This window comes from Fibrobacter sp. UWB3, assembly GCF_002210405.1.
GTDB lineage: Bacteria > Fibrobacterota > Fibrobacteria > Fibrobacterales > Fibrobacteraceae > Fibrobacter.
On sequence record NZ_MWQJ01000001.1, the window covers coordinates 199452 to 211855 of the forward strand.

Below are 12404 nucleotides of genomic sequence, written 5' to 3' on the forward strand. Positions count from 1 at the left end.
CCCATTTTATTCCCTGTACAAATCGTGCTTGATGATGTAATCGTAAACGGACTGTTCCAACCCCTGCGGGCACACTCCCCGATTCAGCAAAAGCGACCTGCGGATGGCGGTACTTGAATAAACGCCGTTAAAGCCCTGTTCCGGCCCAAGCCAGTAAAGCGGAGCGTAACCATTGCGCTTATGTTGTTCCATATCCGGTTGTGGGTAACCATTGCGAGCAAAGACAATCAGTTCAATATCGCGAAGCAGCAAATGGCCGTTGTAGTTCGTACCGTAAAAATTCAGGGGGTCGCGCCAATGCGGGATACCTTCGTAAGTATCGGCACCTGTGAGCAAGCGGAAATTGATATCCGGGAATTTTTCCTTGAGGCTCATCAAGAACACGTACGAGCCGCGATAATCGCCCTGCTGGATTTCTAGGTTCGAAAGGAACAAGCGCTTATCGCCCGAGAATGCAAGTTCGAGCATTGCAAAGCGGTCTTCTGGCGAAGCGTTCAGCTGCTTATCCCAACGGTCGGGACTCGGCATAAACCAGACTTCATCACAAAAACCTCGGTCCAAACAAGTTCGCGCCACACGCATGTGATCTTTATGGACCGGATCAAAAGCACCACCCAAAACAGCAACATTCTTCATAACACAACTCGTCAGTATTTATTAATAGACAAACACGGAGAATCCGAGATTCATCTGCCAGCGGCCACCCGAGACATCTTTATCGACAATCGGGTCGTAATGTTCAAGTACCCAATGGTAACCAATGTCGAGCGTCAGGAACGTTCTCGAGAAAACAATCCAGAACGTACCAAAGCCTGCGCTCCATTCATTCCAAGCAATGTCACCATTTTCACTGAGCGCGCTCGATCTAGAATACGAGCCCATTACATAAAATTCGCTAAATAAATGAACACCCAAGTCTACGTTAAAGTCCGAAGTTTCAACTTCATTTTTTTTGCCGTCATCATCCTTTTCTTGATAGCCCGAAAAGCCGTAACCCAAGCGAATAAAGGCAAGCCCAGGCATCCAGGCACCAATCATCGGCTTGATTTGGCAAAGACCGACACCGTGGCCATCGCCCACGCCCGTTCCAGAGCCAATTCCAAAAGAGCCTCCCAAAATCAACGGCCAGCGCATATTCGTCCCTGCACCTGCACTAGCGGGAGCCGAAGCTCCAAGCGGATTTGTGGCAGAAGAGCCCCCCATCGGAAGTCCCTGCGCAAAAGAAGACGTTGCCCCCACAAGAGCAAGCACCGCTATACTCATGAAGAGTTTAAACAAAGTCGATAAATTTTTCATATTACAAAACCAAAATCAAGGCAAAAGCAAGGCCCATCAAGGCGTTAAAAAGCGCATCGAATTTTGACACAAGATAGTTCTTACGCGAAAGCGTTCTTTCGTGGCAAACGTTAACCAAGGACCAATCTGAAATAAAAACCGAAAGAAGCAATTTAGCGACCAGCAAAACAACAAGCCAGGAGACCACACCTGAAAAGAAAATCAGCACGCAATAGACTGTAGACAAGCCTGCAGTCAACAGAAAATTTGACCGACGTAATTCAAAATCCGTAGCCGTAGAGTCTTTCGCCATTTGCAAGAACTGGCTTGCTTTTTCAGAAACGACCTTATAGCTAGCCACAAATTCCGAAATATTATAGCCCATCAGAATAATCGAAGCGATGAGCGCAATTTTTACAACATAATCAGACATTGAATTACTTTCCTGAATTCAAAATTCGTACATAGCTTGCATAACGGGCTTCGGAGATTTTACCCGATTCGACGGCTGCACGCACGGCACAGCCCGGTTCCTTGAGATGCTTGCAGTTGCTAAACTTGCATGTAAACAAGTCATTTTCAAAAAATCCCGGGAAAATTTTGGCGAGCGTTTCGGGTTCCATGTCCATAAGGCCAATGCTACGGATACCCGGCGTGTCAATCACGTAACCGCCACCCGGGAAATCGAACAAGCTCGAAGAGGTCGTCGTATGACGACCCTTGCCGTCGCGTTCGCGGACATCTCCCGTGCGCAGTTCGGCGTGCGGAACAAGCTCATTGATGAGCGTAGACTTGCCGACACCGCTCATGCCACTAAAGACCGAAGATTTACCGACGAGTTCATTGCGCAGGACTTCGAGACCATCCCCACTTTTAACGCTCACGGGAATCACCTTGTCCACGATTTTCATAAAGTCGCGAATATCCGTCGATAGGTCCGCTTCGCCATTCGGCAGCAAATCCATCTTGGTAAGCACCAGCACAAACGGCAAATCGTTCAAGTTTGCGGCAAGCAAAAAGCGGTCCATGAACCCGTAGTTGAATTCCGGCAGCGTCACACTCGCGACAATCACGACCTGGTCGATATTCGCGGCAAGCGTCTGCTGCTTGTAGAAGCTATCGCGCGGACCCGGGCGCTTGAGTTCGCTCTTTCGCGGGAGCACTCGCACAACGCAATACTTCTGCGAACCGACACCATCGCCTTCGTCATCAGCATCGTTCACGAGTCCGAGCAAAACGCGGTCGCCCACGGCAGGGAATTCCCCGAGCGTCTTGGACGTGGTCGCACGGTACATGGCGGTAACAGTAGACGGTAGGAAGTCGGAAGTAGGAAGGTTGTCATGCCCGCCTTGAGCGGGCACCTCCTTCTCGTTTAATCTCACTTCGCAGGTGCGGCGGTGGACTTCGAGCACAAGCCCTTCCACGCAATTTTCTTCACCGATGTTTTCGACCGGATTCTTGATGCGCTTGATTTTCGCCTTTTTAAATTCGCGGCTGAAACGCTCCTTGATCGGACGTTCATCAACGACTCCCGATTCCAATTCTCGCATCACGTCGATACGGCGGCTTCTGTGTTCGCGTCTGGACGTGCGAACACTCTTCAATGGAGCTTCATTTTCGTCGGAATCAAAATCGTTATTTCGCATCTTTCTTCAATTTAGAAAGTTTTTCGTCTTCGAGCTCCCGCGCTTCTTCCAATTCCTCTTCAGTCACCGGGCGTCCACGGCGAATTGATTCCATCAAAAAATGAATCGCCTTCAGGCGGCCATTGCACTTTTCGATGCAATTGTCATAAAAACCTTTCGTTTTCCAGTCACTTTCGGGAATATGTTCCGAGGCGTACAGAAAATGCTCGACACAAATAGAAAGCTGTTCCGCTTCCTTTCTCAAATCTTCCAAATTACTCTTCGTAAAAAAAGGCATAGTGTAAAGATAGTTAATCAGTAGACGGTAGAAAGTTAGAAGTAGGAAGAAGAAAGATATCGGCAAGGGATGGAACCAACAGATGTACTTTTTCGCACATTTAAGGCAATTTTAAAGACATGACTCTTTTCACAGAGGTATTTTTTGTCTATTATTCTGCTATAATCGAAGGGAAAATCAATGATTTCTACGATCTATAAGCTTTTTAAGATGACTCGTCCCGTGAATATCGTGATTGCCATAATCACACTTCTCGTGGGCTACACTTTACTACAGCACAACCCCACCCTCCCTGTTTTAATCCTGCAAATGCTCGGTTTTGCCACCGCCATTGGATTTGCAAACATCCAAAACGACATTCTCGATTTGGAGTGCGACAAGCTGAGCCACCCGGAACGCCCCCTTGCAACCGGCGAAGTTTCGGTCAAGGCAGCCCGCATAACATGCTATACCTTGGCAGCCATAACACTTCTTTGCGGAATTGGCGATAGCGTCATACAAAATATCAGATTCATTGATATTGTTAAAGACCCAGAACACGCTCTTGATTTCGGCTGGATGGGCGCACTCATCTTGTCTTTCCCGATGTGGTTCTTTGCATTGCTTTGCGCACTACTCGTTGCATACAACCGCACGCTCAAGCGTTCTCCAGCACTCAAGAACATCACAGTCGCGTTCCTTTGCACAACTCCGCTACTGTATGCCGTTCAACATTTCTTTAACTTTTCGAACCACGACTTTCCTGAAGAACACATGTGGGCCATCATCCCCGCGATTCCATTTGCGTTTTTGCTGACCATCGCCCGTGAAATCTACAAGGACTTGGAAGACAAAACGGGAGACCTCAAGGCTGGCATTATGACATTCCCGCTCGTTGTTGGAGACAAAGTAGCAAGAAGACTTGCTGGCGATATCATCATTTTCACGTGGATTTCGCTCCCAGTCCCGGTTTTCTTTTTAGACAAACTTTTCAACCACAATTATCCGCCGATTTTCCTCGCCATGACAGCAGCGACACTAACCCCTTGTTTCTTCATCGTCATCATGAGTGCAAGCAGCCAAAATTACCGTCGTGCACAGACATTCACAAAATTTGCAATGTTACTCGGGCTCATTTCACTCCTATTTTGCTCAATAGTCCAATAACAATCCGCGCTATTAACGATTTCCATGAAACTCCTCATTTTCGAGGAGTTTTTCATTTTATGTAATGTTTTACATTTTATGTTTTACAATTTTTGTAACGCAGTTCTCAAAAAGCGAGATTTACGTTTATGGCACGTATTTTGCTAATCCGCGGCGTCCGCTTCCCCGCTTGCACCCGTTTGGGTGAGCTAAGGCCCTCGAGGCAAGGGAGGCTCCACTTCAAAGAGGCGTTATGCTCGAAGAATTGCATGAAGAATGCGGCGTCATCGGTATCTATAACGGTGATAATGTTGCCCGCAATGTAGCCATGGGACTTTACGCATTGCAGCACCGCGGTCAAGAAAGTGCCGGGTTCGCTGTTTCTGACGGAGACAAAGTCCGAGTCCGCAAGTCCATGGGTCTGGTTTCCACCCTTTTAAGAGATTACAATATCGACGAACTGCAAGGTTTTGCAGGCATTGGACACGTGCGTTACAGCACGACCGGAGCCTCGACCCTCGCGAACGCTCAGCCGATTTTGATCAGCTGCAAATGGGGGCAAATCGCAGTCGCCCACAACGGGAACATCACAAACGCTCCCGAACTCCGCGCCGAGATGGAAGCCGACGGTCACATTTTCCAGACCACATCCGATTCTGAAATTCTCCTGCACGAAATCGCCCGCACCAAGGCGGACACTTTAGGCGAAGCCATCAAGATTGCCATCAGCAAATTTACCGGCAGCTTCTGCCTCGTATTCTTAAGCAAAGACACGATGTACGTCGCCCGCGACGGTTACGGTTTTAGACCGCTCTCGATTGCCCGCATGGGAAAATCTTGGTGCGTCGCTAGCGAAACTTGCGCATTCGACTTGCTCGGCGCGAACTACGTTCGTGACATCCAGCCCGGCGAATTCTTGACCATCACCAAGAACGGTCTCCATTCCGAACGCTTTACGCAAAAAGACCGCCTCGCCCACTGCATTTTCGAATACATCTACTTTAGCCGCCCGGACTCCAAGATTTTCGAACAGAGTTGCGACAAGATTCGCCGCAAGATGGGCAAGCAGCTCGCCAAGGAATGCCCGGTCGATGCCGACATCGTTATTTCCGTGCCGGACAGCGCCACCACAGCAGCACTCGGCTACGCACAAGCTAGCGGCATCCGTTTTGAAATCGGACTTTTGAGAAACCATTACGTGGGCCGTACATTCATTGACCCGACGCAAAACGTGCGCGAACAGAAAGTCCGCTTAAAGTTCAACCCGATTGAAGGTGTGCTTAAGAACAAACGCGTTTGTGTTGTCGAAGACTCCATCGTTCGCGGAACAACGCTCCGCATTCTCTCCAGAATGCTGCGCGATGCGGGTGCCCTCGAAGTGCACATCCGCATTGCATCACCTCCGGTCGCCCACCCGTGCTTCTTCGGGATGGACTTCCCGAGCCAGGGCGAACTTGCCGCAAGCTCCATGACTCCCGACGAAATCGCCAAGATGCTCGGTGTCGAAAGCCTCGGCTACCTGAGCGTCGAAGGCATGAAGAACTGCACCGGCGAAGGTGAAAACTACTGCGCCGCATGCTTTGACAACTGCTACCCCGACTACATCGGGGCGCACGCCGAAAAAACGAGATGCGGGTAATTTAACTGGACCCTTCGCGTTGCTCAGGGTGACGAAAATGCTGGTTCAGGATGACTGTAAAAGGAGATGCCGTCCCCATTCGCGGATCATGACCACGTAAGAACTAAAGTTCTAAGTGGTCAAAGAGAATAAATCCGGCATGACAGTAACAAAAAAACGCCCCAGCGGGGCGTTTTTTTTATGCGTTTTCGAAAGTCCAGCGGATGTGTTCGTCTAAGTAATCGTGAGCGTCAAACGCAAGACCGAAACAATCCCTGATTTTCTGGACGTCATAGAGCATCGGTTCATCGCCCCAGCCCATGTCGGTTTCCACAATCTTGGAAGTGCAGCCCGGCTTGAGAGCAATCATCTTCTGTGCGATTTCCTTCCAGCTGATCCATTCGGAACCGAGCCCCAAGAAGATTTCTTCGTTGTAGTCGGATTCCAGCAATTTCATATAAATTTCAGCTTGCTGGGAAGCATGGATAAACTGCGTACCGTCGTTCTTGATGATGTTGATATCGCGGTTTTCCTTGACGGCGTAAGCCATTTCAAAGAAGCGGCGGTCCGGCTGCGAGCAACCATCGGGGAACGCCGGATTACCGAACGTATAGCCCGGACGAATGATATTGCGTTTCATCTTGACTTCAGGGAACTGGCTTCCGTAACCGTGGCTAAAGCCAAGCACGTAAGCTTCACCCGCAGCCTTTGTTGCACCGTACAGATCAATCGGCAAATTGCTCGTGGTTTCACGCATTTCGGAACGCACACGACCCATTGCCGAAGTGCTACTCGTCATAATAAACTTGTCGCAACCAGCCCTAGCAGACATTTCAAGGAGAGCCACCGTTGCACGCGTATCGTTCATGAGCATGGCACTCGGGGTATCGCCCCAGCCAAGAGCCACATGAATGCAGGCGTCGCAACCAATCAGGCCTTCGCCCATTTTTTCAAAATCCGTAAGAGCAGCCTCGACAAACGAGACATTCGGATTAGCTCTTAATGTCGGCACCTTGTTCGGGTGGCGCGTTGCGACAACAACTTCGTGACCTTTCTCCAAAAGCGCCTTGACCACGTAATGGCCAATAAAACCAGTTCCACCCGTTACAAAAACTCGCATAAGAACTCCTTTTTCAACACCTATCTTTTTCAATATAGATTATGTCAGTTCAATCCGGCAAGATTCATAAAAATTTATTTGCTGATTTAGGGAGCTTTTCAGGTAGTTTTTAGGGATTTTAACATTGCGATTTCTACCAGCTATCAACTAATAACTATTGACCAGCAACTATTGACCAATAACTAATTTACTAGATTAAATCACGGAAAAATTCTAGTGAGGTTTTTATGTCCCGTTTACGCGTTTTGGTATTGATGGGCGGTCCATCTACTGAACATGATGTTTCTGTCGTTAGCGGTACTGGCGTTGTGCGCGCCATGGATCCGGAAAAGTACAACATCCACCCGGTGCTCATTGACAAGGACGGCACCTGGCACTGGTCTTCCCGTGAACTTTCTCCGTACCAGAAAGCAAATTTCTCGGCAAACTATTTCCACAGCCTCGAAGGTTCAGCCGCCAACAAGAAGAAGTCTCCGGCACTTTCGGAACTCCCGTCGGCTGACATCGCATTCCTCGCCCTCCACGGCAAGTGGGGCGAAGACGGTCACATCCAGGCCATGCTCGAAAACTGGAACATCCCGTACACGGGTTGCGGCCTTTTGGCATCGGCACTCGCCATGGACAAGATCAAGTCCAAAGAAATTTACCGTGCAAACGGCATCCCGACTCCGCCTTACCGCGTGATCTGGAAGCACGACTTTACCGGTGACACACTCGTAAGCGTTGCCGACGAACTCGGATACCCGCTTGTGATCAAGGACCCGCTGGGAGGCTCTTCCATCGGCATTGGTATCGCCAAGAATCTCGACGAAGCCGGCAAGATTGCACAGGACTTGTTCAAGGATTCTAACCGTTTGCTCTGCGAAAAGTTCATCGCCGGTGGCGAAGCTAGCTGCGGCTACATCGAAGGTGAAAAGCCGCTCCCGCCGACTGAAATGCGCATGACGACCCGCGAATACTTCGACTTCGAAGCGAAGTACAACGGCGAATGCCAGGAAGTCACTCCGGCTGAATTTGCACCGGAACTCACCGCACGCATTCAGGAACTTGTGAAGAATGCCCACTACGCTTTGGGCGGCGCAGGCTACAGCCGCACGGACGTCCGCATCACGAAGGACGGAGAACTCTTTGCAATTGAAACGAACACGCTCCCGGGCATGACCCCGACATCGCTGTTGCCGCAACAGGCAGCTTGCGTTGGCATCACCTACAGCCAGCTCATCGACCTCATCATCGACAAGAGCTTGGAGATTAAGCGTTAGTCATGAACTACGATCTTTTTGTAGACACATCCCGAAAGGGTATTGCAATGGCGCTGTGCGCGGACTCCGTGTACGAAGAAATGGTCGATCCATCTGCCAAGGGCGAAATCCTGAGCGCAAGCTTGGATAACCTTTTGGCTAAGGTCGGCGCCACTCTCGATGACGTGAAGCGCGTCATGGTGACTGTCGGGCCGGGCTCGTTCAGCGGACTGCGTACGGGCGTTGCATTCTGCCAGGGACTTTGCTTTAGTGGCAAACGCAATTTGTATGGTGTGACGACATTGCAAGCACTTGCCTGCTTCGCCGGCGCTCCCGATGAATCTGTTGCGGTCGTAATTCGCGCACGCAATGGATTCTGGTACTTGCGTTTGAACAACGAAGAGAGCTTTATCGAAACCGCAGACGTTGTAGCACGACTCCAGGCAAGTTCTGTGAAGAACGCCGTCGTCGATGCAGCCGCACTTGCAGACGAAGCACTCGTCGCCGTGTTCAAGGACAAGGGAATCGCAACGGTTCTCGACACCGACAAGAAGCTCAACATGTGGGCTCCGCTTTTTGATACAGTGAAGCCTTCGCTCATTCAAGAAGCGAACTACATCCAGCCCTCGTACTTCGAGAAGTTGAAGGTGTAGTAGGAAGTAGACAGTAGGCAGAAGAATGTTTGCTGTAGGATGAAAGCGTCATCCTGAGAAGCGAAGCGACGAAGGATCCAGTAAAGTCTTGAGATTGCAATAATGAAACTGCGAAATATGACAGAATCCGATTTGCCACAAGTTCTCGAATTGCAACGGGAACTTGCGTTTCAGGATTGGAATGAGAAGCAGTTTCTGTCGGAAATCCGCGCAAGTTACGCATACTGCGTTGTTTGTGAAGATGAAGCCAAGCTTTTAGGTTATGCCATATTCCATTTGCTCGGACCTGATTCCGAACTGTTGAGCATTGCGACTCGTTCATCTGAACAGAGAAAGGGCATCGGCAGTCAACTTTTGAAAGCGGGTTTAGACAAACTCACCGAAAGCGGCGATCAATGCTTTTTGGAAGTCCGCAACGGGAACGCCAAGGCTCGAGCATTTTACGAGAAGCACGGATTCAAGTTGTATAGCGTCCGCAAAAAATATTATTCCGATGGCGAAGACGCCGCATTGTACAAATTCAGCAGGTAATTATTTTGTCAATAATTCGAAAATCCGACAAGAACGATCGTAAGAAAAAGAACTTCAGCGTGGGCATAGCGCTGCTCATTTTGCTTGTCATCGCAGTATTGACTTATGTCATCTTCGAGAAAAGTGGCCTGTGGCTTGTTGAAGATGACGACTTTGAGCATGTCAAATGGGTTGCCGTTTTGGACGGTCAGACATCGGATTTGGAACGCAGCGACTTTGCCGCCAATCTTTTAAAAGAAGGCAAAGCGGATTCCGTGCTGCTTTTAGGCCGTCGCGTTTTCAGAGACCGCAGCAATTCTGAATTTTACGCGGACGATTTCATGAAACTCGGATCATTTGATAGCAATGCCGTTTTTCTCGTTCCGCACAACGACCCCTCCACCATCAGCGAAGCTTACACATTAATTCCATGGTTAAAAGCACGTAATATTGATACGGTTCTTCTCATCACAAGCGCAACATCTACATACCGCGTCAAAAGAATTTTCCAAAAGCTTTCTGGAAACGGCCCTGTATTTCTGACAACGAATATTCAACACATTACTTTCAATCCGGCCTGCTGGTACAACAACCGAGAATCCCGTAAAGACTGGCTCCGTAGCTGGGCTGCTTTATTCGCTTCGTACTTTGACTTGTTCAATATCGATACGCTTAGCGCAGGTGATTCTTCTTACTACAAGCCCATCCGTTCTTACGCCGAATACAAGAAAGAAATGCGCCCCAAGGTGAACTTGCAAAAGATTCTCCCGAAGATCGAAGAAAAGATAAAGGTTGAATCGGAGAAAGAAGACCTCAAGGATTCTGTCGCAACAAGTACAAAAGCGACTGTAAAAGAAGCTGTGAAAGATTCAAGTAAGGCGCAGGAAAAAGCTCCGGCAAAAGTCAAGGAGCAGCCTAAAGACGCGCCCAAAGCTACAGTTAAAGAAACGCCGAAGGACAAGGCTGCGGAAAAGAAAACTGATGCTAAAGCGCCAAACAAGACGCCTGCGAAGCAAGGCAAGAAATAACTAGAGAGACACCCCCTATTACGTCGTTCTGACACCGAAGGTGGAAGAACCCAGTAAAATCTAGCGATGCAACGACAAGAATTGACTGGATGGGGCAAAGCCCCATGACGGAGAAGCGGCTTCAGGATGACGAAGAAGCGGTGGATTAAACGCTTAGGAGCAACAGTGCTGCGGTGAGAGGCGCGCTCCAATTGATAGCGACTTCGTTGCTTGCAAAAGAGCATTGTTCGTCAGCATAGGACATGCCGCGAGATTCGCCCATGTAATGCGGGTTTCTGTGCGTATCCTGACGGTCTTCGTTAATGCCACCAACGACAAGCCCTGGCACCGGAGCCTCAACTCCATCGGAATGGCTAATGCGGTGATGCGGGAACTTCGGAGAACTCCAGGCCGAGCCCGTCACAAAGCTCACGTCCACAGGATTCCTGCCATAAATAAATTCAATTTGTTCCATTGCCGCATTGCGGTACTTCAAATCATCAAGCCATTCATACGCCAAATACAAAGTCAGCGCATGGTTTGCAATATCACCATTGCTACCCCAAATAAACTTGCGGATCGAAAGTCCATACGGGTCTTCATTTTGCAAATGCAAAATTTCATCAGCCGTGTACTTGAACGCCATTCGAGCGCGGTCTTTCCACTTGCAATCCGTCGTAGCCAAAGCAAACCAAGCCAAGTTCTGCGTCGAGCGCCATTGCAAACCGTACGTCGGCAAGTACGTATCCATATCCACCAACAATTGACTTTCCATGCGTTCGAGCATACCCGCAACGCCCACGTCTGCGATACTTTCAACATTTTTCAGTTCGCGATACAGCATGGCCCGCGCCCAGAAAAAGTCATCGCCTAAATCCGAATCGCCATAGCCACCACTGCCTTCGGTGTTGTGCGGCCAATCGACTTCGGGATTTTTCTCGGCCCATAGGAAAGCACGGATACTAGCGAACAAACATTTTTCAGCAAATTCGCGATCGACATTCGCGTAAACGTGATGCGCCTGAGCAAGTGCACCCGCAAAATTCAATGCCGAAGACGTAGACTTGCCAAGGATATAGCGCTTTTGTGAAGCATCCGATTCCGACGGCGTTACAAAGCCATCCCAACGGTATGGCGTCACCTTGAAGAACACTCCCCCATCTTCGTCTTGCATGCGCAAGAAAAATTCCAGTTCAAAACGGATTTCATCGAGCAAGCTTACCGGCAGCTCGTACGTTTCCTTGAAAGCAGCACCGCCAACAATCGAGGACTTTTGAGAATGAGCCTGCATGAGCTCGCAGCCAAGCATCAGCGTCGATACACTCACGCCACCATTCACAATGTACTTGCCATAATCGCCCGCATCGTACCAGCCGCCATGAGCGTTCCAAAGCCCCGCACGTTCCATCGTCGGGTGGAATTCCAGCTTATCGTCCAAATGTGCCGCAGGGCGGGCCCAAATCCCCGCCAAGCGCTCCGGCAATTCGACACCGCTCCTTTGGTAATAGAACGACTTGATATTCGCCTTGAGTTCGCGAACAAGCCATTCATCCGAAACTTCAAACCAATGCGACTTGACATCAAAGTCATCCAGGACAATCTGGTAACGCCCCGGTGCAGTAACGGCTGTAAAAAAGCCCTTATACAAGAACTCGCCCGTATATGCACAACGGCAGATTTTTTCGGTTGCACCCTTATAGACTTCTCGAGAATCGCTGTTCAAAATCTTGAACTTGACCGAAGACAAAGAAACGTCCTCCGAAAAAGCCACTAAAAAAATCTTGGAAGCCGAGGGAACGTAACCGGGATGACAATAATGGATTTTCGCGTTCATACCCTAAGAATAACTTTTTTCGGACAAAGACGGAAAACAAATCTCGACAGACGTGTTTACTACAGGGAACATAACATTTTTATCACAATTATATTTAG

At 49.3% G+C, this 12404-nt stretch carries 13 protein-coding genes; 6 read left to right on the forward strand and 7 right to left on the reverse strand.

Features of this window, described 5'->3' with window-relative positions:
* Nucleotides 1-6 precede the first annotated feature (6 nt).
* Genes B7991_RS00895 through B7991_RS00915 form a run of 5 tightly spaced genes read right to left on the reverse strand, consistent with a single transcriptional unit; the run spans nt 7 to nt 3174 of the window.
* Nucleotides 7-636 (reverse strand): nicotinate-nicotinamide nucleotide adenylyltransferase, encoded by a 630-nt coding sequence (locus B7991_RS00895; RefSeq protein WP_088629173.1) that lies wholly within the window; start codon nt 634-636, stop codon nt 7-9.
* Between the two features lie 21 nt (nt 637-657).
* Nucleotides 658-1296, reverse strand: a complete 639-nt coding sequence (locus tag B7991_RS00900) for a hypothetical protein (protein ID WP_088629174.1) — start codon at nt 1294-1296, stop codon at nt 658-660.
* 1 nt (nt 1297) lies between these two features.
* Nucleotides 1298-1708, reverse strand: coding sequence for a hypothetical protein (locus B7991_RS00905; RefSeq protein ID WP_088629175.1), 411 nt, complete (start codon nt 1706-1708; stop codon nt 1298-1300).
* Nucleotides 1709-1712: 4 nt separating this feature from the next.
* A complete protein-coding gene (gene rsgA, locus B7991_RS00910) occupies nt 1713-2921 on the reverse strand; it encodes a ribosome small subunit-dependent GTPase A (protein ID WP_088629176.1) in 1209 nt (402 codons plus the stop codon).
* Nucleotides 2911-3174, reverse strand: a complete 264-nt coding sequence (locus B7991_RS00915; RefSeq protein WP_088629177.1) for a hypothetical protein — start codon at nt 3172-3174, stop codon at nt 2911-2913. Before B7991_RS00915 ends, rsgA begins: the two co-directional genes overlap by 11 nt.
* A gap of 204 nt (nt 3175-3378) precedes the next feature.
* Here B7991_RS00915 and B7991_RS00920 point away from each other — a divergent pair, with 204 nt between their 5' ends.
* Both B7991_RS00920 and purF read left to right on the forward strand, forming a co-directional pair.
* Nucleotides 3379-4344 carry a UbiA family prenyltransferase gene (locus B7991_RS00920; RefSeq protein ID WP_088629178.1) on the forward strand — a complete coding sequence of 322 codons (966 nt, stop codon included), beginning with the start codon at nt 3379-3381 and terminating at the stop codon, nt 4342-4344.
* Between the two features lie 232 nt (nt 4345-4576).
* The gene (gene purF / locus B7991_RS00925) at nt 4577-5962 is read left to right on the forward strand and encodes an amidophosphoribosyltransferase (RefSeq protein WP_088629179.1); all 1386 of its coding nucleotides are present in this window, start codon (nt 4577-4579) and stop codon (nt 5960-5962) included.
* A 178-nt stretch (nt 5963-6140) separates the two neighbouring features.
* On the opposite strand, the gene B7991_RS00930 is transcribed toward purF, so the two are convergent.
* Entirely contained in the window at nt 6141-7061 is a 921-nt protein-coding gene (locus B7991_RS00930; RefSeq protein ID WP_088629180.1) for an NAD(P)-dependent oxidoreductase, read from the reverse strand.
* A 227-nt stretch (nt 7062-7288) separates the two neighbouring features.
* Here B7991_RS00930 and B7991_RS00935 point away from each other — a divergent pair, with 227 nt between their 5' ends.
* From B7991_RS00935 to B7991_RS00950, 4 genes are all read left to right on the forward strand, one after another.
* The gene (locus tag B7991_RS00935) at nt 7289-8323 is read left to right on the forward strand and encodes a D-alanine--D-alanine ligase (protein WP_073424506.1); all 1035 of its coding nucleotides are present in this window, start codon (nt 7289-7291) and stop codon (nt 8321-8323) included.
* 2 nt (nt 8324-8325) lie between these two features.
* Nucleotides 8326-8955 (forward strand): tRNA (adenosine(37)-N6)-threonylcarbamoyltransferase complex dimerization subunit type 1 TsaB, encoded by a 630-nt coding sequence (gene tsaB / locus B7991_RS00940; protein ID WP_088629181.1) that lies wholly within the window; start codon nt 8326-8328, stop codon nt 8953-8955.
* Between the two features lie 102 nt (nt 8956-9057).
* On the forward strand, nt 9058-9486 hold the full coding sequence (gene rimI, locus B7991_RS00945) for a ribosomal protein S18-alanine N-acetyltransferase (protein WP_088629182.1): 429 nt from the start codon (nt 9058-9060) through the stop codon (nt 9484-9486).
* A 5-nt stretch (nt 9487-9491) separates the two neighbouring features.
* A complete protein-coding gene (locus B7991_RS00950) occupies nt 9492-10493 on the forward strand; it encodes an ElyC/SanA/YdcF family protein (protein WP_159462295.1) in 1002 nt (333 codons plus the stop codon).
* A gap of 145 nt (nt 10494-10638) precedes the next feature.
* On the opposite strand, the gene B7991_RS00955 is transcribed toward B7991_RS00950, so the two are convergent.
* A complete protein-coding gene (locus B7991_RS00955; protein WP_088629184.1) occupies nt 10639-12306 on the reverse strand; it encodes a glycoside hydrolase family 9 protein in 1668 nt (555 codons plus the stop codon).
* Between the last annotated feature and the right edge of the window lie 98 nt (nt 12307-12404).

Bases quoted from the DNA above. Each gene is read 5' to 3' on its own strand.
- B7991_RS00895 (WP_088629173.1), bottom strand. From the start codon at position 636: ATGAAGAATGTTGCTGTTTTGGGTGGTGCTTTTGATCCGGTCCATAAA.
- B7991_RS00900 (WP_088629174.1), bottom strand. From the start codon at position 1,296: ATGAAAAATTTATCGACTTTGTTTAAACTCTTCATGAGTATAGCGGTG.
- B7991_RS00905 (WP_088629175.1), bottom strand. From the start codon at position 1,708: ATGTCTGATTATGTTGTAAAAATTGCGCTCATCGCTTCGATTATTCTG.
- rsgA (WP_088629176.1), bottom strand. From the start codon at position 2,921: ATGCGAAATAACGATTTTGATTCCGACGAAAATGAAGCTCCATTGAAG.
- B7991_RS00920 (WP_088629178.1), top strand. From the start codon at position 3,379: ATGATTTCTACGATCTATAAGCTTTTTAAGATGACTCGTCCCGTGAAT.
- purF (WP_088629179.1), top strand. From the start codon at position 4,577: ATGCTCGAAGAATTGCATGAAGAATGCGGCGTCATCGGTATCTATAAC.
- B7991_RS00930 (WP_088629180.1), bottom strand. From the start codon at position 7,061: ATGCGAGTTTTTGTAACGGGTGGAACTGGTTTTATTGGCCATTACGTG.
- B7991_RS00935 (WP_073424506.1), top strand. From the start codon at position 7,289: ATGTCCCGTTTACGCGTTTTGGTATTGATGGGCGGTCCATCTACTGAA.
- tsaB (WP_088629181.1), top strand. From the start codon at position 8,326: ATGAACTACGATCTTTTTGTAGACACATCCCGAAAGGGTATTGCAATG.
- rimI (WP_088629182.1), top strand. From the start codon at position 9,058: ATGAAACTGCGAAATATGACAGAATCCGATTTGCCACAAGTTCTCGAA.
- B7991_RS00955 (WP_088629184.1), bottom strand. From the start codon at position 12,306: ATGAACGCGAAAATCCATTATTGTCATCCCGGTTACGTTCCCTCGGCT.